Raw genomic sequence first — 25,089 nt, 5'->3', positions numbered from 1 at the left:
CTTACCGGGTCAGTTGAGAATCACCACGGCTGGGTACTCGTGCAGTTGCGCCGAGGTGATATGGGCGAGGGCGCGCAGGGTTTCCAGCGGCTGGTCGAGGCGGTAGTTGCCGGTGACCGCGACCTGCTCCAGGTGAGCGTTGCGGTTGATGATAAAGCCCGGGTAGTAGCGGCGGACTTCGGCGAGCACCTGGCTCAGCGGGCAGTTCTCGAACACCAGGCGGCCTTCGATCCAGGCCAGGTCCTTGCTCATGTCGGGGCGCTGGCGCTGGCCGAAGCCCTTGGGGCCGACGCTGATGCTGTCGCCGGCGCTCAGGCGGATGCGCTGGTCGCTCGCGGCCTGCAGGTCGACATCGCCGCGTTGCACCCGCACCTGGGCCTCGCCATCGAGGTAGCGCACGGCGAAGTCGGTGTCGCGCACGCTGGCGCGCAGCGGGCCGGCCTGGACTTCCAGGGGCGGCTGGCTGGTGTTGGATACCTGGAAGTACGCCTCGCCCTGAAGCAGGCGGGCGACCTTGCGGCCTTCGCGCTCGTCGCTGGCGAAGGCCGAATTGGTATTGAGCAGCACCTTGGCACCCGGGTCCAACTCCAGGCGCTGTCGCTCGCCGACCACAGTCAGGTGGTCGGCCTGCAGGCGCACCGGCAGGTTGCCGAAGGTGAACAGCCCGACCAGCAGCACGGCAGCGGTGGCCAGCGGCTTCCAGTGGCTGCGCAGGCGCCCGGCGAGCGAGCGCTTGCGGCTGTGCTGCAGCTGGCCGGCGGCCTGGCGCAGCGAGGCGCCGTTCCACAGCGCTTCGGCCTCGACATAGGCCTCGGCGTTCTCCGGCTCGGCCCCCAGCCAGTGCTCGAAGGCGCGGGTATCGTCTTCGCTGGCGCACTGCAGGCGGATCAACCAGTCCAGCGCCTCCTCGCGGGCACGGGCGCGGGCATCAGGCTCGGCGGGTGACGGGCGAGGCGTGGGGCGGTCGGTCACGGGGGATCCTTGCTTCGGGCATTTTTTGCGCATGATCAATGCAGACCCCGCCCATGGCAAGGGCTTTGCTCTGGCCAGCGGCGAGCGGTCGCGTCACTGGTGACGATCGGCCACGCCCATGCAGATGGCCATGATCAGTTTCAGTTCCTTCTGCACCGTGCTGGCCGAGACGCTCAACTGCTCGGCGATTTCCAGGTAGCTGGCGCCGTGCAGGCGGCTGAGGATGAAGATGCGCTGTTGGCGCTCGCTGAGCTGGCCGAGGCTGACGCTCAGGTGCTTGAGCAATTGCTCGGCGTGGGCGGCGTCCTCGCTGCTGGCCGCGGGGGCGGCGACATTGTGCAGGACCTGTTCGGGTACATCGTCCACCAGCGTGCGCGCCTGCACCCGACGTGCGCGCAGGTGGTCCAGGGCCAGGTTGCGGGCGGTCTGGAAAACGAAGGGCTCCAGGTGTTCGATCGGCCGCTCGCCCAGGGCGCGGGTGACCCGCAGGTAGGTTTCCTGCAGCAGGTCCTCGGCGGTGCTGGGGTTGCCCACCATGCGCTGCAAGGTGCGCAGCAGGGTGAGGCGCTGGTTGAGGAACACTGAGTTGAACCGGGACTGACTCACGGGGAAACCTGGTCGCTTTTCGGGTGAATGATAATGCTTATCATCCATGCTCGAGGTCAAGCGCAGAAATGTCACGATCAGGTAAATATTGCGGCTAGCGCGGCCCGTGTAGGAGCGGCCTTGTGCCGCGAAAGGGCCGCGAAGCGGCCCCAGGATTTCAGAGTCGATGCAACAAGAGCTGGGGCCGCTTTGCGGCCCTTTCGCGGCACAAGGCCGCTCCTACAGGAGATCGTGCAAAACTTCACCTGGCGTTGAACAACGCCAGGCAGTTGTCCAGCATGCGGTTGGAGAAGCCCCATTCGTTGTCGTACCAGGCCAGCACCTTGAGCATGCGCCCATTGGCGCGGGTGTGGTTGGCGTCGAAGATCGACGACAGCGGGTTGTGGTTGAAGTCGCACGACACCAGCGGCAGGGCGTTGTAGCCCAGCACGCGGGAGTGGCGGCTGGCCTCGAGGAACAGCTGGTTGACTTCGTCGGCGCTGGCCTCGCGCTTGAGGTTGACCGTGAGGTCGACCAGCGACACGTTGATCACCGGCACCCGCACGGCCATGCCGGTGAGCTTGCCGGCCAGTTCCGGCAACACCAGGCCCACCGCCTCGGCGGCGCCGGTCTTGCTCGGGATCATCGACTGGGTGGCCGAGCGGGCGCGGTATGGATCGCCGTGGTAGACGTCGGTGAGCACCTGGTCGTTGGTGTAGGCGTGGATGGTGGTCATCAGACCTTGCTCGATGCCGAACTCGCGGTGCAGCACCTGGGCGATCGGCGCCAGGCAGTTGGTGGTACACGAGGCGTTGGAGATGATCTGGTGCGAGGCGCGCAGCACGTCGTGGTTGACCCCGTATACCACAGTGGCGTCGGCGCCCTTGGCCGGCGCGCTGACGATCACCTTACCGGCACCGGCCGTCAGGTGCGCGGCAGCCTTGGCGCGTTCGGTGAACAGCCCGGTGCATTCGAACACCACGTCGATGGCCAGGGTCTTCCAGGGCAGTTCGGCGGGATTGCGGATGGCGCTGACGGCGATGCGGTCGCCATTGACGGTGAGGCTTTCATGATCGGCCTCGACGCTGGCGTCGAAAATACCGTGGACGCTGTCGTACTTGAGCAGATGGGCGTTCATCGCGCTGTCGCCCAGGTCGTTGATGGCGACGACCTGCAGGTCCTGGCGGTAGCCCTGCGTGTACAGTGCGCGCAGGACGTTGCGTCCGATGCGGCCGAATCCGTTGATGGCGATGCGTAGGGTCATGGCGTTACCTCTGGCAGTCGGGTGAAGCCTGTGGCACAAAGAGCAGCTTCACTGAAACGGTTTTGTTGTTGGAATTACAAGATTATTCACCGAGAGATAGAAAACAAGCCTTTTTGCTGGCAGTATTTTGTTTAAACATACAACGAGTGGTTGGCAGTGCCGTCGCAAACGGACCAGAAGCCTCTATCCAGAGCCTAGGTCGCAATCGTTTGGAGGGACAGTCCCTGGTAAAACCGCCCTTACCGTTAGCCTGGAGTCCAGTACATGCATCCGCGCATCCTTGAGGTCACCGAACGGCTGATCGCCCGCAGCCGCCGTACCCGTGAACGCTACCTTGAGCTGATCCGTGGGGCAGCCAGTGACGGACCCATGCGCGCCAGCCTGCAGTGCGCCAACTTCGCCCATGGCGTGGCCGGATGTGGCGGCGAGGACAAGCAGACCCTGCGCCTGATGAACGCCGCCAACGTGGCCATCGTCTCCGCCTACAACGACATGCTCTCGGCGCACCAGCCGTACCAGCACTTTCCCGAGCAGATCAAGCAGGCCCTGCGCGAAGTCGGCTCGGTCGGCCAGTTCGCCGGCGGCGTGCCGGCCATGTGCGATGGCGTCACCCAGGGCGAGCCGGGCATGGAGTTGGCTATCGCCAGCCGCGAAGTGATCGCCATGTCCACCGCCATCGCCCTGTCGCACAACATGTTCGACGCCGCCCTGATGCTGGGCATCTGCGACAAGATCGTCCCCGGCCTGATGATGGGCGCGTTGCGCTTCGGTCACCTGCCGACCGTCTTCGTGCCAGGCGGGCCGATGGTCTCGGGCATCTCCAACAAGGAGAAGGCCGATGTGCGCCAGCGCTACGCCGAGGGCAAGGCCACCCGCGAGCAACTGCTCGAATCGGAAATGAAGAGCTACCACGGCCCGGGCACCTGCACCTTCTACGGCACCGCCAACACCAACCAGCTGGTGATGGAGGTGATGGGCCTGCACCTGCCGGGCGCCTCGTTCGTCAATCCCTACACGCCGCTGCGCGACGCCCTTACCGCCGAGGCCGCGCGCCAGGTCACGCGGATGACCAAGGCCAGCGGCAACTTCATGCCGATTGGCGAGATTGTCGACGAGAAGGCGCTGGTCAACTCGATCGTCGCCCTGCACGCCACCGGCGGCTCGACCAACCACACCCTGCACATCCCGGCCATCGCCCAGGCCGCCGGCATCCAGCTGACCTGGCAGGACATGGCTGACCTGTCCGAGGTGGTGCCGACGCTGTCCCACGTCTATCCGAACGGCAAAGCCGACATCAACCACTTCCAGGCCTCCGGCGGCATGGCGTTCCTCATTCGCGAGCTGCTCGACGCGGGCCTGCTGCACGAGGACGTCAACACCGTGGCCGGGCATGGCCTGCGCCGCTACACCCAGGAGCCGTTCCTCGAGGATGGCCGACTGGTGTGGCGCGAAGGTCCGAAGGACAGCCTCGACGAAAGCATCCTGCGCCCGGTGGCGCGGCCGTTCTCCGCCGAGGGCGGCCTGCGGGTCATGGAGGGCAACCTGGGGCGCGGCGTGATGAAGGTGTCGGCGGTGGCGCCGGAGCATCGCGTGGTCGAGGCGCCCGCCCGGGTGTTCCACGACCAGCAGGCGCTGGCCGATGCGTTCAAGGCCGGCGAACTGGAGCGCGACTTCGTCGCCGTGGTGCGCTTCCAGGGGCCGCGCTGCAACGGCATGCCCGAGTTGCACAAGCTGACACCCTTCCTCGGCGTGCTGCAGGACCGCGGCTTCAAGGTGGCGCTGGTCACCGACGGGCGCATGTCCGGGGCCTCGGGCAAGATCCCGGCGGCCATCCACGTGTGCCCGGAGGCTTTCGACGGCGGCCCGCTGGCGCGAGTGCGCGATGGTGATATCGTGCGCGTCGATGGTGCCGAAGGCACGCTGCGGATCATGGTCTCGGCCGAGGAACTGGCCAGCCGTGAGCTGCCCGAGCCGCCCACCGGCAACGACCTGGGCTGCGGGCGCGAGCTGTTCGGCTTCATGCGCGTGGCGTTCAGTTCCGCCGAACAGGGCGCGAGCGCCTTCACCTCGGCCCTGGAGAATCTCAAATGAAGGCCTTGCTGGTCGGCGACATCGGCGGCACCAACGCACGTTTCGCCTTGTGGCGCGACAACGAGCTGCAGGCGGTCCAGGTGCTGGCCACCGCCGACTACACCAGCCCCGAGCAGGCCATCGAGGCCTACCTCGTCGACCAGGGCATCGCCCGTGGCGGCCTGGCGGCGGTGTGCCTGGCGGTGGCCGGTCCCGTGGACGGCGACGAATTCCGCTTCACCAACAACCACTGGCGCCTGAGCCGCAGCGCGTTCTGCCAGACGCTGCAGGTCGAGCGCCTGTTGCTGATCAACGATTTTTCCGCCATGGCCCTGGGCATGACCCGGCTGCGCGACGGTGAGTTCCGCGAGGTCTGCGCAGGCCTCGCCGACCCGTCGCGTCCGGCGCTGGTGATCGGCCCCGGCACCGGCCTGGGCGTGGGCAGCCTGCTGCGCCTGGGCGAGCACTGGCTGGCGCTGCCGGGGGAGGGCGGGCATGTCGACCTGCCGGTGGGCAATGCCCGCGAGGCGGCGATCCATCAGGAGATTCACCGGCAGATCGGCCATGTCAGCGCCGAGACGGTGCTCAGCGGCGGTGGGCTGGTGCGCTTGTACCAGGCGATCTGCGCGCTCGATGGCGCCACGCCGACGCACAAGACCCCGGCGCAGATCACCGACGCGGCCCTGGCCGGCGAGCCCCGGGCGCTGGCGGTGATCGAGCAGTTCTGCCGCTTCCTCGGGCGGGTGGCGGGCAACAACGTGCTCACCCTGGGCGCACGGGGTGGGGTCTACATTGTCGGCGGGGTGATTCCGCGTTTCGCCGAGTTGTTCCTGGGCAGCGGATTCGCTGCGAGTTTCGCCGACAAGGGCTGTATGAGCGGCTACTTCGCCGGGGTGCCGGTATGGCTGGTGACGGCGGAGTTTTCCGGGTTGCTGGGGGCCGGGGTGGCCTTGCAACAGGCGTTGGATCATTGATCGCTGGGGCCGCTTCGCGGCCCTTTCGCGGCGCAAGGCCGCTCCTACAGTTGATTGCGTAGCCTTTGTAGGAGCGGCCTTGCGCCGCGAAAGGGCTGCGAAGCAGCCCCACAGCAGACATCAAGATCTGCGTTTACAAGAGGACTGACCATTGTGACCACTGCCGGCAAATCGATCCTGATGGTCGACGACGACCAGGACATCCGCGAACTGTTGCAGACCTACCTGGCCCGTTGCGGCCTGCAGGTCCATGCCGAACCCGACGGCCAGGGCTTTCGCCGCGCCCTGGACGCCAACCCCTACGACCTGGTGATCCTCGACGTGATGCTGCCCGACGAGGACGGCTTCAGCCTGTGCCGCTGGGTCCGCCAGCACCCGCGCCAGGCGCGGGTGCCGATCATCATGCTCACCGCCAGTTCCGACGAGGCCGACCGGGTCATCGGCCTGGAGCTGGGCGCCGACGATTACCTCGGCAAACCCTTCAGCCCACGTGAACTACAGGCCCGCATCAAGGCCCTGTTGCGCCGCGCCGATTTCGGCCAGGCGGCGCCGGCCAGCGCGGTGCTGGCCTTCGACGACTGGCGGCTGGACACGATCAGCCATCGCCTGTTCCACCGCGATGGCGAGGAGGTGATCCTCTCCGGCGCCGACTTCGCCCTGCTCAAGCTGTTCCTCGACCACCCGCAGCAGATCCTCGACCGCGACACCATCGGCAACGCCACCCGCGGGCGCGAGCCGATGCCGCTGGACCGTATCGTCGACATGGCGGTCAGCCGCCTGCGCCAGCGCCTGCGCGACACGGAAAAACCCCCTCGGCTGATCCGCACCGTGCGCGGCAGCGGCTACCTGCTGGCGGCCAATGTCTGCCCGGCCTAGCGAGCGCCGCTGGCGCCTGCTGCCGCGCTCGCTGCTGGGGCGCATGCTGCTGCTGACCTTGTTGGTGGTGTTGCTGGCCCAGGGGCTGTCGAGCCTGATCTGGGTGGCGCAACTGCGCGCCAGCCAGCTGCAGGGCCTGCGTGCCAGTGCCGGCAGCCTGGCCCATTCGATGAGTGCCAGCGTCAGCTACTTCCGTTCGCTGCCGGTGGCCTACCGGCCGATGGTCCTTGACCAGTTGCGTAGCATGGGCGGAACGCGCTTCTTCGTCTCGCTCAACGTCAAGCCGCTGGAGATGCCGGTGCTGCCGATCACCCCGCGCAAGCAGGCGGTAATCGACGTGTTCCAGCAGGTGTTGCACGAGCGCCTGGGTCAGCAGCTGGAGATCTCCGTCGAATTCGTCAGCCCCGATGACCTGCGGATCTTCAACAGCGGCCTGAAACTCGATGAGCTGCCCCGCTCCTGGGCGCACTACTCGTTGACCCTGGAGCCACTCAACCCACCGGTGTTGGTGACCCAGATCCGCCTGGGCGAGGGTGAGTGGCTGTATATCGCCTCGCTGCTGCCCGAGCCCTACACCAGCCTCGAGGCCGAGCGTCTGCCTCGCCAGCAGATCGGCTTTATCGCCATGACCACCGCCCTGCTGTTGCTGTTCATCGGCCTGTTGGTGCACTGGCAGAGCCGGCCGCTCAAGCGCCTGGCGCGGGCGGCGCGGGAAATGTCGCTGGGCGCCGACGTGGCCCCGGTGGCCGAGGGCGGCGGCAGTGAAGTGGTCGAGGTGGGGCGGGCGTTCAACAGCATGCGCGAGCGGATCAGCCGTTACCTCACCGAGCGCTCCCAGTTGTTCAGCGCCATTTCCCATGACCTGCGTACGCCGATCACGCGCCTGCGCCTGCGGGTCGAGCTGCTCGAGGACGAGAAGCTGCAAGCGAAGTTCAGCCGCGACCTCGACGAGCTGGAGCTGCTGGTCAAGGGCGCGCTGCAGTGCGTGAAGGACACCGACATTCACGAGAACATCGAGCCGATCGACCTCAACCAGGTGCTGGAGATGCTCGCCGAACCTTATATCGGCGACGGCCGCATCACCCTCGAAGGACAGGCGCTGGCGCCGTACCCTGGCAAGTCACTGGCCCTGCGCCGCTGCATCGGCAACCTGATCGACAATGCCATCAAGTACGGCGAGCGGGCGCACCTGCGGATCCTCGACAGTGCCGAGAGCTTCGTCCTGCAGGTGGACGACCAGGGCCCGGGGGTGCCGGAGCAGCGTCTGGAGCAGGTGTTCGAGCCGCACTTCCGCCTGGCCGGGCAGCAGCAGGGGTATGGGCTGGGGCTGGGAATCGCGCGCAACATCGCCCACAGCCATGGCGGCGAGGTGAGTCTGTTCAACCTGCGTGAGGGTGGGTTGCGGGTGACTTTGTACCTACCCCGTACAGCCGAATGACACGATCCCCTGTAGGAGCGGCCTTGTACCGCGAAAGGGCCGCAAAGCGGCCCCAGGGATCTGAAATTGCTGGGGCTGCTTCGCAACCCTTTCGCGGCACAAGGCCGCTCCTACAGGGGACTGATGTCACTACATGGTGACAATTCGGCAGGCCTTCGTGACATGCCAGCCAGGACGGCTGACTAGAATCGGCTGACAACAACAAGGAGGGTGCACCCATGGCCAACCGCTGGATCGACTCCCCGACACACCATGCCTGGCTCGACGCCGAGGCCCTGCGCCTGCTCGCCTTCGCCAGGGCTTCGCGGCTGCCCCAGGGTTTCGGCAACCTCGACGACGAAGGCCGGCTGCCCCGTTGTGCCCTGGCCGAGACCATGAACACCGCGCGCATGACCCACAGCTTCGCCCTGGCGCATATCCAGGGCGTTCCGGGGTGCCGCGAGCTGGTCGAGCATGGCGTCGAGGCCCTGCTCGGTCCGTTGCGCGACCAGGAGGACGACGGCTGGTACGCGCAGCCCGAAGGCCACGGCGACACCGGCAAGGCAGCCTACCTGCATGCCTTCGTCGCCCTTGCCGCCTGTTCGGCGGTGGTGGCGGGTGTCACACCGGCCCAGGCACTGCTGGAGGCCGTGGTCCGGGTCATCGAGCAGCGCTTCTGGTGCGAGGAGGAGGGCGTCCTGCGCGAGTCGTTCTCCCGTGACTGGCAGCAGGCAGAAGCCTACCGTGGCGCCAACAGCAACATGCACGGCGTCGAGGCGTTTCTCGCCCTGGCCGACGTGACCGGCGACACGCTGTGGCTAAGCCGTGCCCTGCGGATCGTCGAACGCTTGATCCTGGCCCAGGTGGCTGCCGATGGTTTCCGGGTCACCGAGCATTTCGACGAGCACTGGCAGGCATTGCCCGACTACAACCGCGACAACCCCGCCGACGGCTTCCGCCCCTACGGCACCACGCCCGGTCATGCCTTCGAATGGGCACGCCTGATACTGCACCTGGAAGCGGCCCTGCAACGGGCGCAACTGCCCGCGCCGGAGTCCTTGCTGCCTGCCGCCAGGGGACTGTTCGACAACGCCTGCAAGCATGCCTGGCAGGCCGATGGCGCACCGGGGCTGGTCTACACCCTGGACTGGCGCAACCGCCCGGTGGTGCGCGAGCGCCTGCACTGGGTGCATGCCGAGGCCAGCGCCGCCGCCGCGGCCCTGTTGCGGCGTACCGGCGAGGCGCAATACGAACACTGGTACCGCTGCTTCTGGGACTTCATCGCCAGCCACTTCATCGACCGCGGCCATGGCAGCTGGCACCACGAGCTGGACCCGGCGCTGCTGCCCAGTGCGCGCATCTGGGGCGGCAAGCCCGATCTCTACCACGCCTACCAGGCCCTGCTGCTGCCGCGCCTGCCGTTGGCGCCGAGCCTGGCCACGGCCCTGGCCATGTAACCAGATGATGACATTCGCGCATCCGTTCGTTACCTGAAGGCTGGCGCGGGCTCCTTACACTCCATGCCATGCAAGCGACAGTCTTGCCTCGCATAACAACAAGAAAGGTATTCCCATGCATTCGACGCTTCGTCTCGCCGCCGCGATCTCCTTCGCCTCCCTGTTCTCCCTCAGTGCCCAGGCCGCCGACTCCAAAGGCAGCGTGGAAGTCGTCCATTGGTGGACCTCCGGCGGCGAAAAGGCCGCGGTCGATGTGCTCAAGGCCCAGGTCGAGAAGGACGGTTTCATCTGGAAGGACGGCGCCGTGGCCGGCGGTGGTGGCGCCACCGCCATGACCGTGCTCAAGAGCCGCGCCGTGGCCGGTAACCCGCCTGGAGTCGCGCAGATCAAAGGGCCGGATATCCAGGATTGGGCCGCCACCGGCCTGCTCGATCCCGATGTGCTCAAGGACGTGGCCAAGGAAGAGAAGTGGGACAGCCTGCTCGACAAGAAGGTCGCCGACACCGTGAAGTACGAAGGCGACTACGTGGCCGTGCCGGTGAACATCCACCGCATCAACTGGTTGTGGATCAACCCCGAGGTGTTCAAGAAGGCCGGCATCGACAAGGCGCCGACCACCCTCGAAGAGTTCTATGCCGCTGGCGACAAGCTCAAGGCCGCCGGCTTCATCCCGCTGGCCCACGGCGGCCAGCCGTGGCAGGACAGCACCGTGTTCGAAAGCGTGGTGCTCTCGGTGATGGGCGTCGAAGGCTACAAGAAGGCCTTGGTCGAGCTGGACGAAAAGGCCCTGACCGGCCCCGAGATGGTCAAGGCGCTCACCGAGCTGAAGAAAGTCGCCACCTACATGGATCCTGACGGCAAGGGCCAGGACTGGAACCTGGAGGCGGCCAAGGTCATCAACGGCAAGGCCGGCATGCAGATCATGGGCGACTGGGCCAAGAGCGAATGGACCCTGGCCAAGAAGACCGCCGGCAAGGACTACCAGTGCGTGGCCTTCCCCGGCACCGACCAGGCCTTCCTCTACAACATCGACTCGCTGGTGGTGTTCAAGCAGAAGGACAAGGGCACGGCGGCGGGCCAGCAGGACATCGCCCGCAAGGTGCTGGGCGAAGATTTCCAGAAGGTCTTCAGCATCAACAAGGGCTCGATCCCGGTGCGTAACGACATGCTCGCCGACATGGGCAAGCATGGCTTCGACAGCTGCGCCCAGACCGCGGCCAAGGACTTCCTGGCCGACGCCAAGTCCGGCGGCCTGCAACCGAGCATGGCGCACAACATGGCCACCACGCTGGCGGTGCAGGGGGCGTTCTTCGATGTGGTGACCAACTACATCAACGATCCGAAGGCCGATCCTGCGGATGCGGCGAAGAAGCTGGCCGCAGCAGTCAACGCCGCCAAGTAGTCAGGCGCCTGTGTAGGAGCGGCCTTGCGCCGCGAAAGGGCCGCAAAGCGGCCCCGGCAATTTCAGTATCTGTGCTGATGCACACGGGCCGCGCTGCGGCCCTTTCGCGGCACAAGGCCGCTCCTACACGGTTATCTGCCTTTCTCGAAACGAGATCTGAACCATGACCACAGCAACCGCCCGCCTGCGGGCCTCCCCCCTGGATGCGCTGCAGCGCTGGCTACCGAAGCTGGTGCTGGCGCCGAGCATGTTCATCGTCCTGGTGGGCTTCTACGGCTACATCCTGTGGACCTTCGTCCTCTCGTTCACCACCTCGACCTTCCTGCCCACCTACAAGTGGGCGGGCCTGGCGCAGTACGCCCGGCTGTTCGACAACGACCGCTGGTGGGTAGCGAGCAAGAACCTGCTGCTGTTCGGCGGCCTGTTCATCGGCATCACCCTGGCCATCGGCGTGTTCCTCGCCGTGTTGCTCGACCAGCGCATCCGCCGCGAAGGATTCATCCGCACCATTTATCTTTACCCCATGGCCCTGTCGATGATCGTTACCGGTACCGCCTGGAAGTGGCTGCTCAACCCTGGCATGGGCCTGGACAAGCTGCTGCGCGACTGGGGCTGGGAAGGCTTTCGCCTGGACTGGCTGATCGACCCCGACCGCGTGGTCTACTGCCTGGTGATCGCCGCCGTGTGGCAGGCCTCGGGCTTCATCATGGCGATGTTCCTCGCCGGCCTGCGCGGTGTCGACCAGTCGATCATCCGCGCCGCCCAGCTCGATGGCGCCAGCCTGCCGCGCATCTACTGGACCGTGGTGCTGCCCAGCCTGCGCCCGGTGTTCTTCAGCTCGCTGATGATCCTTTCGCACATTGCCATCAAGAGCTTCGACCTGGTGGCGGCGATGACCGCCGGCGGCCCTGGCTACTCCTCGGACCTGCCAGCCATGTTCATGTACTCGTTCACCTTCAGCCGCGGGCAGATGGGCATGGGCTCGGCCAGCGCGATCCTGATGCTCGGCGCCATCCTGGCGATCCTGGTGCCGTACCTGTATTCCGAATTGCGGGGCAAACGCCATGACTAGCCTGACCGACAAACCCGCACTGAACCTCAGCCGTATCGCCATTCATGCCGTGCTGCTGCTGGCCGTGCTGCTGTACCTGGTGCCGCTGGTGGTGATGCTGCTGACCAGCTTCAAGACCCCCGAGGACATCGGCAGCGGCAACCTGCTGAGCTGGCCGACCGAATTCACCGCCATCGGCTGGAGCAAGGCCTGGGCCACGGTCAGCGGCTACTTCGTCAACTCGATCCTGATCACCGTGCCGGCGGTGCTGATCTCCACCGCCATCGGCGCGCTCAACGGCTATGTGCTGTCGATGTGGCGCTTCCGTGGCTCGCAGCTGTTCTTCGGCCTGCTGCTGTTCGGCTGCTTCCTGCCGTTCCAGACCGTGCTGCTGCCGGCCTCGTTCACCCTCGGCAAGCTGGGCCTGGCCAGCACCACCAGCGGGCTGGTGCTGGTGCACGTGGTGTACGGCCTGGCCTTCACCACGCTGTTCTTCCGCAACTATTACGTGAGCATTCCCGAGGCGCTGGTCAAGGCGGCGCGCCTGGACGGCGCCGGGTTCTTCACCATCTTCGGGCGGATCATCCTGCCGATGTCGACGCCGATCATCATGGTCTGCCTGATCTGGCAGTTCACCCAGATCTGGAACGACTTCCTGTTCGGCGTGGTGTTCTCCAGCGGCGACTCGCAACCGATCACCGTGGCCCTCAACAACCTGGTCAACACCAGCACCGGGGCCAAGGAATACAACGTCGACATGGCCGCGGCGATGATCGCCGGGCTGCCGACGCTGCTGGTCTATGTGGTCGCGGGCAAGTATTTCGTGCGCGGGCTGACTGCCGGCGCGGTCAAGGGGTAAGTCATGGCAACACTCGAACTTCGCAATGTGCACAAGACCTACGGCGTGGGCCTGCCGGACACGCTCAAGGACATCCAGCTGGCGATCAAGGACGGCGAGTTCCTGATCCTGGTCGGCCCCTCGGGCTGCGGCAAGTCGACGCTGATGAACTGCATCGCCGGCCTGGAAAGCATCAGCGGCGGGGCGATCCTCATCGACGACGAGGACGTCAGCGGCATGAGCCCCAAGGACCGCGACATCGCCATGGTGTTCCAGTCCTACGCGCTGTACCCGACCATGAACGTGCGCGACAACATCGCCTTCGGCCTGAAGATCCGCAAGATGCCCCAGGCCGCCATCGACGAGGAGGTGGCGCGGGTCGCCAAGTTGCTGCAGATCGAGCACCTGCTCGAGCGCAAGCCCGGGCAGCTGTCCGGCGGCCAGCAACAGCGCGTGGCCATGGGCCGGGCGCTGGCGCGCCGGCCGAAGATCTACCTGTTCGACGAGCCGCTGTCGAACCTCGACGCCAAGCTGCGGGTGGAGATGCGCACCGAGATCAAGCTGATGCACCAGCGCCTGAAGACCACCACGGTGTACGTCACCCACGACCAGATCGAGGCGATGACGCTCGGTGACAAGGTGGCGGTGATGAAGGACGGCATCATCCAGCAGTTCGGCACGCCACAGCAGATCTACAACGATCCGGCCAACCTGTTCGTCGCCAGTTTCATCGGTTCGCCGCCGATGAACTTCATCCCGGTGCGCCTGACCCGGCAGGACGGCCGCGTGCTGGCCCTGCTTGACAGCGGCCAGGCGCGCTGCGAGCTGCCGCTGGGCGTGGCGGCGGACGAACTGGAAGGCCGCGAGATCATCCTCGGCGTGCGCCCGGAGCAGATCACCCTGGGGGCGGAGCAGGGCAATGGCCTGCCGGGCATCCGCGCCGAAGTGCAGGTCACCGAGCCCACCGGGCCGGACCTGCTGGTGTTCGTCACCCTCAACCAGACCAAGGTCTGCTGCCGCCTGGCGCCGGATGTGGCGTGCCGGGTCGGCGACAGCCTCAACCTGCAGTTCGACCCGGCGCGGGTGCTGCTGTTCGACGCCAGCAGCGGCGAACGCCTGGACCTATCTGCCACCGCAGTAAAGGACAACGTGACGCGTTTCAAAGGCCGTTAAGGACGGCGGTCGTACCCTGTAGGAGCGGCCTTGTGCCGCGAAAGGGCTGCACAGCAGCCCCAGCAATGCTGAAGGATGCCAAGACCTGGAGCTGCTTCGCAGCCCTTTCGCGGCACAAGGCCGCTCCTACAGAAAAGACCTGGCCGTTAATTCGTTCTGTTAATAACAAGAAAAGAGGACGCAAAGGGATGGAACATCGCAATCGCATCAGGACGCTGGGTTCACTGGCACTGCTGGCCGTGGTCGGCAGCAGCGGGGCCCAGGCCGCCGAGGCTTTCTCGTCGGAATCGAAATGGATGACCGGCGACTGGGGCGGCACCCGCACCGAGTTGCTGGAGAAGGGCTACGACTTCACCCTCGACTACGTCGGCGAGGTGGCCGGCAACCTTAACGGCGGTTACAACGACGACAAGACCGCGCGCTACAGCGACCAGTTCGCCCTCGGCGCGCACCTGGACCTGGAGAAGATCTTCGGCTGGAAGGACACCGAGTTCAAACTGGCGATCACCGAGCGTAGCGGCCGCAACCTGTCCAACGACCGCATCAGCGACCCGCGCGCCGGGCAGTTCAGCTCGGTGCAGGAAGTCTGGGGCCGGGGCCAGACCTGGCGCCTGACCCAGATGTGGATCAAGCAGAAGTACTTCGACGGCGCATTGGACGTGAAATTCGGCCGCTTCGGCGAGGGCGAGGACTTCAACAGCTTCCCTTGCGACTTCCAGAACCTGGCCTTCTGTGGCTCGCAGGTGGGCAACTGGGTCGGCGGCATCTGGTACAACTGGCCGGTCAGCCAGTGGGCGCTGCGGGTCAAGTACAACATCACCCCGGAATTCTTCGTCCAGGTCGGCGCCTACGAGCAGAACCCGTCGAACCTGGAGACCGGCAACGGCTTCAAGCTCAGCGGCAGCGGCACCAAGGGCGCGATCCTGCCGGTCGAGGCGGTGTGGTCGCCGAAGGTCAACGGCCTGCCGGGCGAGTACCGCCTGGGCTACTACTACAGCACCGCCAAGGCCGACGATGTGTATGACGACATCAACGGCAACCCGCAGGCGCTGACCGGCGCGGCGTTCAAGTCGCACTCCAGCAAGCACGGCTGGTGGGTGGTGGCGCAGCAGCAGGTCACCGCCCATGCCGGCGACGTCAATCGCGGCCTGAGCCTGTTCGCCAACTTCACCGTGCATGACAAGGCCACCAACGTTGTCGACAACTACCAGCAGGTCGGTCTGGTCTACAAGGGCGCCTTCGACGCTCGGCCCAAGGACGACATCGGCTTCGGCATCGCCCGCATCCACGTCAACGACGACGTGAAGAAGCGCGCCGAGCTGCTCAATGCCCAGAGCGGTATCAATGACTACGACAACCCGGGCTTCAAGCCGCTGCAGCGCACCGAGTACAACGCCGAGCTCTACTACGGCTTCCACGTCACCAACTGGCTGACCGTGCGCCCGAACCTGCAGTACATCAAGAGCCCGGGCGGTGTCGACCAGGTGGATAACGCGCTGGTCGCGGGGTTGAAGATTCAGTCGTCATTCTGAGAAAAATTGTTGTAAATTTACGCCATCCATCTCGACCTCCCGCTAACCACTGGCCAGCAGTGGTTAGCGGGCACGGGCCGAGACAGCGCTATCTCGAACAACAAAAGAGCTTGGAACCATGCCTGAACATCCGCTACATCGCTTCTTCACTTCGCAACGGCCCAGGCCAACCTTCGAGTGGGAGCGTTACCAGCAGCGCGATGTGCTGATCATCGACCACCCGTGCTGCCAGGCGGTGTTCAGCCGCCAGGGCGCGCAACTGCTGCATTTCCAGCCGGCCGGCGAGAAGCCCTGGCTGTGGTGCGCCGAGCAGTGGCCGCAGGTGGGCGCCATCCGCGGTGGCGTGCCGGTGTGTTGGCCGTGGTATGGCCGTCATCCCAGCGAGGACCTGTGGCCGGCCCACGGCTGGGCGCGCCTGCTTGACTGGAAGCTGGTGGACAGTCGTGAGGACGAGCAAGGCGTGACCCTGAAGTGGCGCCTTGACCTGTGCGACTGGCAGGTCGACCTGCACGCCCGGCTCGGCGCGAGCATGGAGCTGAGCCTGAGTACCGAGCACCAGGACAGCGAGCCCTGCCAGTTGAGCCATGCGCTGCTGGCCTACTGGCGAATCAGCGACGTGTCGAAGATAGCGCTGTCCGGACTCGAGGATATCCAAGGCTACGATCGCCTCAATCGTCAGGCCTGCCGCGAGGATGGCGCGCTGACCCTCAAGGGTGGCTGCCAGAAGGTCTACCCCGGTACACCCAAGGTGCAGTTGCAGGATCCGGCCTGGCAGCGCGAGCTGTGCATCGACACCGGCGACAGCGACGACACCGTGGTCTGGCACCCAGGCAATCGCCCGTTGATGGGCGTGACCGGGCGCGAATGCCAGGGCTTTGTCTGTGTCGAGGCGGCCAGCGGCAGTGGCGAGGGCTTGAGCCTGGCGCCGGGCGAGCGGGCGCACCTGCGGCTGCAGGCGCACCGGCTCAGTTGAGGTCGTCGTCCTCGATCGGGTAGCGACTGGCGTTGAGGCTTTCCTTGATCTTGCGCAGGTGCGGCTGGAAGTCCACGCCGCGGCGCAGGGTCATGCCGGTGGCGAGCACGTCGAGCACGGTGAGCTGGATGATCCGCGAGGTCATCGGCATGTAGATGTCGGTGTCTTCCGGCAGCGGAATGTGCAGGCTCAGGCTGCAAGCCTGGGCCAGGGGCGAGCCGGCGGCGGTCAGGCCGAGCACCGAGGCGCCGTTTTCCCGGGCCAGGCGCGCCACCTCGACCAGTTCGCGGGTACGCCCGGTGTAGGAAATGATCACGAACAGATCGCCGGTGTGGGCCACCGAGGCCAGCATGCGCTGCATCAGCACATCGGCGTGGGCCGACACGGCAAGGTTGAAGCGGAAGAACTTGTGCTGGGCGTCGAGGGCCACGGGGGCCGAGGCGCCAAGGCCGAAGAAGTGGATCTGCCGGGCCTGGATCATCATGTCCACGGCGCGGCTGACCTGCTGCGGGTCGAGCGCCTGGCAGGCGCTGTCCAGCGAGGCGATGGCGCTGCCGAAGATCTTCTGGGTGTAGGCGGCCGGATCATCGTCGGCCTCCACCGCGCGGCTGACATAGGCGGCGCCGCTGGCCAGGCTCTGCGCCAGCTGCAGCTTGAGCTCGGGGTAGCCGCTGACGCCGAACGAGCGGCAGAAGCGGTTGACCGTCGGTTCGCTGACCTTGGCCGCCTGGGCCAGGGCGGCGATGCTGAAGCGGGTGGCCTGTTGCGGGTTGAGCAGGATGACTTCGGCGACTTTGCGTTCGGCCTTGTTCAGCTCGTCGAGGCGGCCCTGGATCTGTTCCAGGAGGTTACGCACGCGGTCCATGGTGTGTCCTTGGGTCGGGAAGCAGGCTTTTTGCGCTGGCGTGTATCGTACTGTCGGTAAGATTGTCACACCACTTGTCTGTAATGGATGTATTCGATGTTGTGGTTTTTACTACATTAACCCTTGAAAAGCAGGGTTGAAACCGGTATTCCTAGTCCAACATTTATAAAAGAACCAACATCATGGCCGCGATCAGTGTCGAACCCTGCACCTTCGCCCTCTTTGGCGCCCTCGGCGACCTGGCGTTGCGCAAGCTGTTTCCCGCGCTCTACCAGCTCGACCGCGCCGACCTCCTGCACCCGGACACCCGCCTGCTGGCCCTGGCCCGCGAGCCGGGCAGCGTGCAGGAACACCTGGACAACATCGAAGCCCATCTGCGTCGGCATGTGCCGGAGGCGGAGATCGATGCCGCTTCCCTGGGGCGCTTCCTCGGGCGCCTGAGCTACCTGCACCTGGACTTCGTCGAGCCCGAGGGCTACCAGGCCCTGGCCGAACAGGCGCCGAGCGGGCAGCCGCTGATCGCCTACTTCGCCACGGCGGCGGCAGTCTACGGCGCGATCTGCGAGAACCTCGACAAGGCCGGCCTGGCCTCGCGCACCCGGGTGGTGCTGGAAAAGCCCATCGGCCATGACCTGGAGTCGTCGCGTCGGGTCAACGACGCCGTGGCGCGGTTCTTCCCCGAGAGCCGGGTCTACCGCATCGACCACTACCTGGGCAAGGAAACGGTGCAGAACCTGATCGCCCTGCGCTTTGCCAACAGCCTGTTCGAAACCCAGTGGAACCAGAATTCCATCTCCCATGTGGAGATCACCGTGGCCGAGAAGGTCGGCATCGAGGGCCGCTGGGGCTACTTCGACAAGGCCGGCCAGCTGCGCGACATGATCCAGAACCACCTGTTGCAGCTGCTCTGCCTGATCGCCATGGACCCGCCCAGCGACCTGTCGGCCGACAGCATCCGCGACGAGAAGGTCAAGGTGCTCAAGGCACTGGCACCGATCACCGGCGAAGGCCTGAGCACCCATGTGGTGCGCGGCCAGTACATCGCTGGTTTCAGCGACGGCAAGCCGGTGCCGGGCTACCTGGAAGAGGACAACGCCAACGCCCAGAGCGACACCGAGACCTTCGTCGCCCTGCGCGCCGATATCCGCAACTGGCGCTGGTCGGGCGTGCCGTTCTACCTGCGCACCGGCAAGCGCATGCCGCAGAAGCTGTCGCAGATCGTCATCCACTTCAAGGAAACCCCGCACTACATCTTCGCCCCGGAACAGCGTTTGCAGATCGGCAACAAGCTGATCATCCGCCTGCAACCGGACGAAGGCATTTCGCTGCGGGTGATGACCAAGGAGCAGGGCCTGGACAAGGGCATGCAGCTGCGCAGCGGCCCGCTGCAGCTGAACTTCTCCGACACCTGGCGCAGCGCGCGGATTCCCGACGCCTACGAGCGTCTGCTGCTGGAAGTGATGCGCGGCAACCAGAACCTGTTCGTGCGCAAGGACGAGATCGAATACGCCTGGAAATGGTGCGATCAGCTGATCGCCGGCTGGAAGACCAGCGGCGACGCGCCCAAGCCCTATGCGGCCGGTTCCTGGGGGCCGATGAGCTCGATTGCATTGATCACTCGCGATGGGAGGGCCTGGTATGGCGATATCTGAACTGCAACTGCCGGCGACGGTGAGGGCGCATCAGCTGGCTGATGCGAAAACCCTGGCGGCGACCCTGGCCCATGATGTGGCCGAGCGCCTGCGCCAGGCCATCGCCAGCAAGGGCCAGGCCTGCGTGGTGCTGTCCGGCGGCCGCAGCCCGGTGCCGTTTCTCGAGAAACTGGCGGCAGAGGTGCTGGACTGGTCGAAAGTCACCGTGAGCCTGGCGGACGAGCGCTGGGTGCCGGTGGCGCACGACGACAGCAACGCCGGCCTGCTGGCTCGTCACCTGTTCAAGGGCCCGGCGGCCAAGGCGCGTTTCATCGGCCTGTACCAGAGTGCCGCGACCCTGGAAGCCGCCGCCGAGCAGGCCGACCAGGTGCTCGCCGACCTGCCGCCGATCGATGTGCTGGTGCTGGGCATGGGCGACGACGGCCACACGGCCTCGCTGTTCCCGGCCAGCCCCAACCTGCGCCAGGGCCTGGCCAAGGTCGGCGAGCGTCGCTGCCTGCCGATGCTGGCGCCGAGCGTGCCGCACCAGCGCCTGAGCATGACCCGCGCGCTGCTGGCCAGCGCCGGCTTCATCGCCCTGTCCGTGCAAGGCGCGGGCAAGCTCGCCACCCTGTGTGCCGCCCTGGCGGCGGAAGACCCAACCGAAATGCCGATTCGCGCCTTTCTTCACGACCCCCTGGACATCTACTGGTGCCCATGAGCCAAGGACCCATTGTCATGACCACCCTCGAACGCCCACAGCCTTTGCTCTCGATGGCCGACAAAGCCGCGCGGATCGACGCGATCTGCGACAAGGCGCGCATCCTGCCGGTGATCACCATCGCCCGTGAGGAAGACATCCTGCCCCTGGCCGACGCCCTGGCCGCCGGCGGCATCCGCACCCTGGAAGTGACCCTGCGCTCGCAGCACGGCCTGAAGGCCATCCAGGTACTGCGCGAGCAGCGTCCGGAACTGTGCGTCGGCGCCGGTACCGTGCTCGACCGTGGCATGTTCGCCGCCGTCGAGGCCGCGGGCGCGCAGTTCGTCGTCACCCCGGGCATCACCCAGGACATTCTCGAGGCGGGCGTGGACAGCGACATTCCGCTGCTGCCGGGCATCAGCACGCCGTCGGAGATCATGATGGGCTATGCCCTCGGCTACCGTCGCTTCAAGCTGTTCCCGGCGGAGATCAGTGGTGGCGTGGCGGCGATCAAGGCCTTTGCCGGCCCGTTCGGCGACATTCGCTTCTGCCCGACCGGCGGGGTGAACCCGGCCAACGTGCGCAACTACATGGCCCTGCCCAATGTGATGTGCGTGGGCGGCACCTGGATGCTCGACAGCAGTTGGATCAAGAACGGCGACTGGGCGCGGATCGAGGCATGCAGCGCCGAGGCGATGGCGCTGCTGGACTGACAGATTTCGTTGTGTGCTACACGGCTTGTGGGGCGCTTGGTCGGCGCCCCTTTTTTTCGCCTGCAGTTGCGCCTTGCAGGGTGGCCGATCGCCCTGTAGGAGCGGCCTTGTGCCGCGAAAGGGGCGCGCAGCGGCCCTGGTTTCAGTGTTCATGCAAAGATCGCTGGGGCCGCGTTGCGGCCCTTTCGTGGCACAAGGCCGCTCCTACATGGGCGGACGCAGGCCAAAGCAACAGGCATGAAAAAGCCCGCATCATGTGCGGGCTTCGTTCATCGGCGATGGCTTACGCCGCCTTCGCCTGCTGCTGGCTCAGCGAGCGGTTCAGCGCGCTGAACAGCGCCTTGAAGCTGGCGGTGGTGATGTTCTCGTCGATGCCCACGCCGTGCACCGGACGCCCACCGGCCACGCGCAGTTCGATGTAGGCCGCCGCCTTGGCGTTGGTGCCGGCACCGATGGCGTGCTCGTTGTAGTCCATGATCTCCACGCTGACCGGCAAGCCGGCCACCAGCGCTTCCAGGGCGCCGTTGCCCTTGCCGTGCCAGTGCAGGGTGGTCTCGCCTTCACCGGAAACTTCCACCTGCACGTGGCTGCTGCCGTTCTCTTCCTGCAGGCGGTGGCTGACCAGCGCATACGGTGCATTGGCCTGGAGGTATTCCTTCTGCAGCAGCTTGTAGATCTGCTCGGCGGTCATTTCCAGGCCGAGACGGTCGGTCTCGCCCTGTACCACCTGGCTGAACTCGATCTGCATGCGGCGCGGCAAGCTGATGCCGTACTCCTGCTCGAGCAGGTAGGTGATGCCGCCCTTGCCCGACTGGCTGTTGACGCGGATCACCGCCTCGTAGCTGCGGCCGATGTCGGCCGGGTCGATCGGCAGGTACGGTACCTCCCACAATTCGCTGTCCTGCTGCTTGGCGAAGCCCTTGCGGATGGCGTCCTGGTGCGAGCCGGAGAAGGCGGTGTGGACCAGGTCGCCGACGTACGGGTGGCGCGGGTGTACCGGCAGCTGGTTGCACTCTTCGACGACCTTGCGCACGCCGTCGATGTCGGAGAAGTCCAGTTGCGGGTCGATGCCCTGGGTGTAGAGGTTCAGCGCCAGGGTCACCAGGTCGACGTTGCCGGTGCGCTCGCCGTTGCCGAACAGGCAGCCTTCGGCGCGGTCTGCGCCGGCCATCAGGCCCAGCTCGGTGGCGGCGATGCCGGTGCCACGGTCATTGTGGGTGTGCAGGCTGATGATCACGCTGTCGCGACGGTTGATGTTGCGGCAGAACCATTCGATCTGGTCGGCGTAGACGTTCGGCGTGGCGACTTCGACGGTGGCCGGCAGGTTGAGGATGATCTTGTGCTCGGGGGTCGGGTTCCACACCTCGATCACCGCGTCGCACACTTCCTTGGCGAACTCCAGTTCGGTGGCGCTGAAGGTTTCAGGCGAGTACTGGAAGGTCCACTGGGTATTTGGCTGCTGCGCGGCGTACTTGACGAACAGCTTGGCGGCGTTGACCGCGATGTCCTTCACGCCCTGCTTGTCCTGGTTGAAGACGATGCGGCGGAACGACGGGCAGGTGGCGTTGTACAGGTGCACGATGGCCTTCTTGGCCCCACGCAGGGACTCGAAGGTACGGGCGATCAGGTCTTCACGGGCCTGGGTCAGCACCTGGATGGTGGTGTCGTCCGGGATGTGGCCGTCTTCGATCAGGGTGCGCACAAAGTCGAAGTCGGTCTGCGAGGCCGACGGGAACGACGCTTCGATTTCCTTCACGCCCACCTGCACCAGGGTCTTCCAGAACCGCAGCTTCTTCTCCGAGTCCATCGGCTCGATCAGCGACTGGTTGCCATCACGCAGGTCGGAGCTGCACCAGATCGGCGCCTGGGTGATGGTCTTCGACGGCCAGGTACGGTCGGGCAGGTCGATGGTCGGGAACGCGCGGTACTTCTTCGATGGGTCTTTGAGCATGGTCATGAAAGCAATCCTTTTATGTGCGGCCGTGATCGGGCCTGCCAAACGAAAACGAGAGAAAAAGGCGAGGCGACGCGATTCACCCTGGTAGTCGGGCGCTGACCAGGCAGAGGCTGCGGTGTTGTCGGAGCAGGGTGCTGAAGATGTTCATAGGCTCAACCCTAACCAGTGGGTTGGGGGATGGCAAGTATTGCGGGGAAATTGAGAGGAATGCTTAAAAAATGCTATTAGGCGAGATTTTATTGCTGATATTTACGGAGTGATTATTTGTTTTTGCGCAGTATTTTTCGATGGCGCAACTACAAGGGATTGATGTTGGCCGTGCCGGCCTCTTCGCGGGTAAACCCGCTCCCACAGGTACAGCGCAATTCCTGTGGGAGCGGGTTTACCCGCGAAGAGGCCGGCCCAGATGGCACAGGTCTCAGGGCTGGAACGCGCCGATGAAGATCGCAGGATCCACCCGCGCATCGTTGAGGCTGACGTTCCAGTGCATGTGCGGCCCGGTGGCCCGGCCGGTGGAGCCCACGCGGCCGACCACCTCGCCACGGCGCAGCACCTGCCCCGGCTTCACGTCGATCTTCGACATGTGGCAGAACATGCTGATGAAGCCCTGGCCATGGTCGACGAACACCGTGCGGCCATTGAAGAAGTAGTCGCCCACCAGGATCACCTTGCCATTGGCCGGGGTCTTGATCGGCGTGCCGGCGGGCACGGCGAAATCCAGGCCGGCATGGGGGTTGCGCTCCTCGCCGTTGAAGAAGCGGCGCACGCCGAACTTGCTCGACAGCGGGCCGTTGACCGGCTTGTCGAGGATCAGGTTGCTCGGCAGGGTCGGGCTGAAACTGCGGTAGGCCTTGATCTGCTCGGCCAGCTCGCGGTCGATGCGCTTGAGGTCCTCGGGCTCGGGGTTGACCTGGCGCTTGTTCTTCAGGGTGATGTGCTGTTCGGGGTATTTCTTGCTGCCCACGCTGAAGCGGATGTCGCGCCCACCCTGGCTGAGCACGGCGCTGCCGGGCTTCTGGGTGAGCGGGATGCCGACAATGGCCAGCCATTTGTCCTGCTCCTTCACCACCAACACCGGCTTGCCGTCGAAGCGGGCCGTGGGGGCGCTGGTGGAGGGGCCCAGGTCGATCACTGCCACGCCGCCGGGCACCGGCTTGTCGAGGGTGCGGGTGATGTAGCTGGCCTGGGCCGCGGTAAGTGGCAGCAGCAGGGCAAAAGCGAGCAGGGGCGCGAACAGGCGGGGCATGTGTCAGTCCAGTAGGGAGAGGGTGACCGGAGTCTGGTGGTTGTCCTCGACCCGCACCTTGAGCTCGCCTTCGTTTAGGCGGGCGGTCAGGCGCTGGCCGTTGTGGGTCTGCGCGGCGCTGCGGATGGCCTGGCCGCGCTCGTCGAGGAGGATGCTGTAACCGCGGGCGAGGGTGGCCAATGGGCTGACCACCTGCAGCGTCTGCAACTGCGCCTGGAAGCGCTGGCGACGGTCCTTGATCACCTCGCGCATGGCCCGTGGCAGGCGTTCGGCCAGGCTGTCCAGGCGTTGCTTGAGCAGTTTCAGGTTGCGTCCCGGGTGTTGCGCGGCCAGGCGCATGTCCAGGCGGCCGAGGCGTTCGTGGCGTTGGCTCATGGTCAGCGCGAAGGCGCGGCGCAGGCGCATGTCCAGATCGTCCAGGCGCTGGGCCTGCTGGCGCAGGCGTTCGCCCGGGTGGCGCAGGCGCCGGGCCAGGCCCTCCACGCGCAGGCGGTCATGGGCCAGGCGGCTCTGCATGCGCAGCAACAAGCGCCGCTGCAGGCTGTCCAGGCGTTGTTGCAGGCCGCTGCTGTCGGGGGCGAGCAGCTCGGCGGCGGCCGAAGGCGTGGGGGCGCGCACATCGGCGACGAAGTCGCTGATCGACACGTCGGTTTCATGGCCCACGGCGCTGACGATCGGCGTCACGCAGGCGGCCACGGCACGGGCCACGGCCTCTTCGTTGAAGCACCAGAGGTCTTCCAGCGAGCCGCCGCCACGGGCCAGGATCAGCGCGTCGAAGCCCTGCCGGTCGGCCATCTGCAGGGCACGGACGATCTGTGCGATGGCCTCGCGGCCTTGCACTGCGGTAGGGATCAGATTGAGTTCGACCTGCGGCGCGCGGCGGCGGAACACGCTGATGATGTCGCGGATCACCGCGCCGGTGGGCGAGGTGACGATGCCGATGCGCTGCGGGTGGGCCGGTAGCGGCTGCTTGCATTCGGTGCTGAACAGCCCCTCGGCGCCGAGCTTTTCCTTCAGTGCCTCGAAGGCCAGGCGCAGGGCGCCGTCACCGGCCGGTTCGACGGTGTCGAGGATCAGCTGGTAGTCGCCGCGGCCCTCGAACAGCGAAACCTTGCCGCGCACCTTTACCGCCAGGCCGTCACGCAGGGCCTGGCGCACACGGGCGGCGTTCTGCCGGAACAGCGCGCAGCGGATCTGCGCGCCGCTGTCCTTGAGGGTGAAGTACATGTGGCCGGAGGCCGGGCGGGCGAGGTTGGAAATCTCGCCTTCCACCCAGACGCTGCGGAACACGTCCTCGAGCAGCACGCGGGCGCGGCCGTTGAGCTGGCTGACGGTGAGGACCTCGCGGTCCAGGCCGAGTCGTTCGAAAGGGTCTCTGATCATGCCGGGCATC

21 protein-coding genes are annotated in these 25,089 nt (G+C 65.9%); 14 read left to right on the top strand and 7 right to left on the bottom strand.

The window, feature by feature from the left end; translation table 11 throughout:
- Positions 1-9: 9 nt before the first annotated feature.
- The 3 genes from LU671_RS13990 to gap form a co-directional block, all read right to left on the bottom strand.
- Positions 10-972 (bottom strand): FecR family protein, encoded by a 963-nt coding sequence (locus LU671_RS13990; protein ID WP_203650917.1) that lies wholly within the window; start codon positions 970-972, stop codon positions 10-12.
- 93 nt (positions 973-1,065) lie between these two features.
- Complete coding sequence (locus LU671_RS13985; RefSeq protein ID WP_232855964.1) at positions 1,066-1,578, bottom strand: RNA polymerase sigma factor; 513 nt, start codon at positions 1,576-1,578, stop codon at positions 1,066-1,068.
- Between the two features lie 241 nt (positions 1,579-1,819).
- A complete protein-coding gene (gene gap, locus LU671_RS13980) occupies positions 1,820-2,821 on the bottom strand; it encodes a type I glyceraldehyde-3-phosphate dehydrogenase (RefSeq protein ID WP_232855963.1) in 1,002 nt (333 codons plus the stop codon).
- A 264-nt stretch (positions 2,822-3,085) separates the two neighbouring features.
- On the opposite strand from gap, the gene edd reads away from it, so the two are divergent.
- The 11 genes from edd to LU671_RS13925 all read left to right on the top strand — a co-directional run bounded on the left by edd (position 3,086) and on the right by LU671_RS13925 (position 16,584).
- Complete coding sequence (gene edd / locus LU671_RS13975) at positions 3,086-4,912, top strand: phosphogluconate dehydratase (protein WP_203650925.1); 1,827 nt, start codon at positions 3,086-3,088, stop codon at positions 4,910-4,912.
- Positions 4,909-5,865 carry a glucokinase gene (locus LU671_RS13970; RefSeq protein WP_232855962.1) on the top strand — a complete coding sequence of 319 codons (957 nt, stop codon included), beginning with the start codon at positions 4,909-4,911 and terminating at the stop codon, positions 5,863-5,865. The genes edd and LU671_RS13970 overlap by 4 nt, the downstream gene beginning before the upstream one ends.
- Positions 5,866-6,045: 180 nt before the next feature.
- Positions 6,046-6,741 carry a response regulator gene (locus tag LU671_RS13965; RefSeq protein ID WP_267967174.1) on the top strand — a complete coding sequence of 232 codons (696 nt, stop codon included), beginning with the start codon at positions 6,046-6,048 and terminating at the stop codon, positions 6,739-6,741.
- Positions 6,725-8,179: an ATP-binding protein gene (locus tag LU671_RS13960; RefSeq protein ID WP_232855961.1), complete on the top strand. Its 1,455-nt coding sequence runs from the start codon at positions 6,725-6,727 to the stop codon at positions 8,177-8,179. Before LU671_RS13965 ends, LU671_RS13960 begins: the two co-directional genes overlap by 17 nt.
- Before the next feature lie 218 nt (positions 8,180-8,397).
- Positions 8,398-9,615 carry a D-mannose isomerase gene (locus LU671_RS13955; RefSeq protein ID WP_232855960.1) on the top strand — a complete coding sequence of 406 codons (1,218 nt, stop codon included), beginning with the start codon at positions 8,398-8,400 and terminating at the stop codon, positions 9,613-9,615.
- A 115-nt stretch (positions 9,616-9,730) separates the two neighbouring features.
- The gene (locus LU671_RS13950; RefSeq protein ID WP_232855959.1) at positions 9,731-11,017 is read left to right on the top strand and encodes an ABC transporter substrate-binding protein; all 1,287 of its coding nucleotides are present in this window, start codon (positions 9,731-9,733) and stop codon (positions 11,015-11,017) included.
- 163 nt (positions 11,018-11,180) lie between these two features.
- The gene (locus tag LU671_RS13945) at positions 11,181-12,089 is read left to right on the top strand and encodes a carbohydrate ABC transporter permease (protein ID WP_050704143.1); all 909 of its coding nucleotides are present in this window, start codon (positions 11,181-11,183) and stop codon (positions 12,087-12,089) included.
- On the top strand, positions 12,082-12,927 hold the full coding sequence (locus tag LU671_RS13940) for a carbohydrate ABC transporter permease (RefSeq protein ID WP_203650935.1): 846 nt from the start codon (positions 12,082-12,084) through the stop codon (positions 12,925-12,927). The genes LU671_RS13945 and LU671_RS13940 overlap by 8 nt, the downstream gene beginning before the upstream one ends.
- Positions 12,928-12,930: 3 nt before the next feature.
- Positions 12,931-14,079, top strand: coding sequence for an ABC transporter ATP-binding protein (locus LU671_RS13935; RefSeq protein WP_232855958.1), 1,149 nt, complete (start codon positions 12,931-12,933; stop codon positions 14,077-14,079).
- Between the two features lie 188 nt (positions 14,080-14,267).
- Complete coding sequence (locus LU671_RS13930; protein WP_203650940.1) at positions 14,268-15,611, top strand: carbohydrate porin; 1,344 nt, start codon at positions 14,268-14,270, stop codon at positions 15,609-15,611.
- Between the two features lie 118 nt (positions 15,612-15,729).
- A complete protein-coding gene (locus tag LU671_RS13925) occupies positions 15,730-16,584 on the top strand; it encodes a D-hexose-6-phosphate mutarotase (RefSeq protein WP_203650942.1) in 855 nt (284 codons plus the stop codon).
- Here LU671_RS13925 and hexR read toward each other — a convergent pair.
- Complete coding sequence (hexR, locus tag LU671_RS13920; RefSeq protein WP_172402443.1) at positions 16,577-17,440, bottom strand: DNA-binding transcriptional regulator HexR; 864 nt, start codon at positions 17,438-17,440, stop codon at positions 16,577-16,579. The genes LU671_RS13925 and hexR overlap by 8 nt on opposite strands.
- A gap of 191 nt (positions 17,441-17,631) precedes the next feature.
- Between hexR and zwf the strand changes: the two genes are divergently transcribed.
- The 3 genes from zwf to LU671_RS13905 are packed head-to-tail and all read left to right on the top strand — an operon-like array spanning position 17,632 to position 20,493.
- Positions 17,632-19,101 carry a glucose-6-phosphate dehydrogenase gene (gene zwf, locus LU671_RS13915; RefSeq protein ID WP_203650944.1) on the top strand — a complete coding sequence of 490 codons (1,470 nt, stop codon included), beginning with the start codon at positions 17,632-17,634 and terminating at the stop codon, positions 19,099-19,101.
- The gene (gene pgl / locus LU671_RS13910) at positions 19,088-19,801 is read left to right on the top strand and encodes a 6-phosphogluconolactonase (protein ID WP_232855957.1); all 714 of its coding nucleotides are present in this window, start codon (positions 19,088-19,090) and stop codon (positions 19,799-19,801) included. The genes zwf and pgl overlap by 14 nt, the downstream gene beginning before the upstream one ends.
- 17 nt (positions 19,802-19,818) lie before the next feature.
- Entirely contained in the window at positions 19,819-20,493 is a 675-nt protein-coding gene (locus LU671_RS13905; RefSeq protein ID WP_050704151.1) for a bifunctional 4-hydroxy-2-oxoglutarate aldolase/2-dehydro-3-deoxy-phosphogluconate aldolase, read from the top strand.
- A 283-nt stretch (positions 20,494-20,776) separates the two neighbouring features.
- On the opposite strand, the gene leuA is transcribed toward LU671_RS13905, so the two are convergent.
- The 3 genes from leuA to xseA form a co-directional block, all read right to left on the bottom strand.
- Positions 20,777-22,450 (bottom strand): 2-isopropylmalate synthase, encoded by a 1,674-nt coding sequence (leuA, locus tag LU671_RS13900; protein WP_198744080.1) that lies wholly within the window; start codon positions 22,448-22,450, stop codon positions 20,777-20,779.
- Positions 22,451-22,868: 418 nt separating this feature from the next.
- Positions 22,869-23,696, bottom strand: a complete 828-nt coding sequence (locus LU671_RS13895; RefSeq protein ID WP_232855956.1) for a M23 family metallopeptidase — start codon at positions 23,694-23,696, stop codon at positions 22,869-22,871.
- A 3-nt stretch (positions 23,697-23,699) separates the two neighbouring features.
- Positions 23,700-25,079 (bottom strand): exodeoxyribonuclease VII large subunit, encoded by a 1,380-nt coding sequence (gene xseA / locus LU671_RS13890; protein WP_232855955.1) that lies wholly within the window; start codon positions 25,077-25,079, stop codon positions 23,700-23,702.
- Positions 25,080-25,089: the final 10 nt, after the last annotated feature.

Source organism: Pseudomonas sp. NMI760_13 (genome assembly GCF_021283245.1).
Classification (GTDB): domain Bacteria; phylum Pseudomonadota; class Gammaproteobacteria; order Pseudomonadales; family Pseudomonadaceae; genus Aquipseudomonas; species Aquipseudomonas peradeniyensis.
The sequence above is the reverse complement of the archived record's forward strand: the minus strand, read 5'-3'. Positions and strand labels throughout refer to the sequence as shown.

Excerpts from the sequence above, each read along its gene's own strand:
- LU671_RS13945 (WP_050704143.1), top strand. The coding sequence starts at position 11,181 with ATGACCACAGCAACCGCCCGCCTGCGGGCCTCCCCCCTGGATGCGCTG.
- LU671_RS13960 (WP_232855961.1), top strand. The coding sequence starts at position 6,725 with ATGTCTGCCCGGCCTAGCGAGCGCCGCTGGCGCCTGCTGCCGCGCTCG.
- LU671_RS13970 (WP_232855962.1), top strand. The coding sequence starts at position 4,909 with ATGAAGGCCTTGCTGGTCGGCGACATCGGCGGCACCAACGCACGTTTC.
- LU671_RS13950 (WP_232855959.1), top strand. The coding sequence starts at position 9,731 with ATGCATTCGACGCTTCGTCTCGCCGCCGCGATCTCCTTCGCCTCCCTG.
- leuA (WP_198744080.1), bottom strand. The coding sequence starts at position 22,450 with ATGACCATGCTCAAAGACCCATCGAAGAAGTACCGCGCGTTCCCGACC.
- xseA (WP_232855955.1), bottom strand. The coding sequence starts at position 25,079 with ATGATCAGAGACCCTTTCGAACGACTCGGCCTGGACCGCGAGGTCCTC.
- LU671_RS13905 (WP_050704151.1), top strand. The coding sequence starts at position 19,819 with ATGACCACCCTCGAACGCCCACAGCCTTTGCTCTCGATGGCCGACAAA.
- LU671_RS13940 (WP_203650935.1), top strand. The coding sequence starts at position 12,082 with ATGACTAGCCTGACCGACAAACCCGCACTGAACCTCAGCCGTATCGCC.
- LU671_RS13935 (WP_232855958.1), top strand. The coding sequence starts at position 12,931 with ATGGCAACACTCGAACTTCGCAATGTGCACAAGACCTACGGCGTGGGC.
- zwf (WP_203650944.1), top strand. The coding sequence starts at position 17,632 with ATGGCCGCGATCAGTGTCGAACCCTGCACCTTCGCCCTCTTTGGCGCC.
- pgl (WP_232855957.1), top strand. The coding sequence starts at position 19,088 with ATGGCGATATCTGAACTGCAACTGCCGGCGACGGTGAGGGCGCATCAG.
- LU671_RS13965 (WP_267967174.1), top strand. The coding sequence starts at position 6,046 with ATGGTCGACGACGACCAGGACATCCGCGAACTGTTGCAGACCTACCTG.
- LU671_RS13930 (WP_203650940.1), top strand. The coding sequence starts at position 14,268 with ATGGAACATCGCAATCGCATCAGGACGCTGGGTTCACTGGCACTGCTG.
- LU671_RS13895 (WP_232855956.1), bottom strand. The coding sequence starts at position 23,696 with ATGCCCCGCCTGTTCGCGCCCCTGCTCGCTTTTGCCCTGCTGCTGCCA.
- edd (WP_203650925.1), top strand. The coding sequence starts at position 3,086 with ATGCATCCGCGCATCCTTGAGGTCACCGAACGGCTGATCGCCCGCAGC.
- LU671_RS13955 (WP_232855960.1), top strand. The coding sequence starts at position 8,398 with ATGGCCAACCGCTGGATCGACTCCCCGACACACCATGCCTGGCTCGAC.
- LU671_RS13925 (WP_203650942.1), top strand. The coding sequence starts at position 15,730 with ATGCCTGAACATCCGCTACATCGCTTCTTCACTTCGCAACGGCCCAGG.
- gap (WP_232855963.1), bottom strand. The coding sequence starts at position 2,821 with ATGACCCTACGCATCGCCATCAACGGATTCGGCCGCATCGGACGCAAC.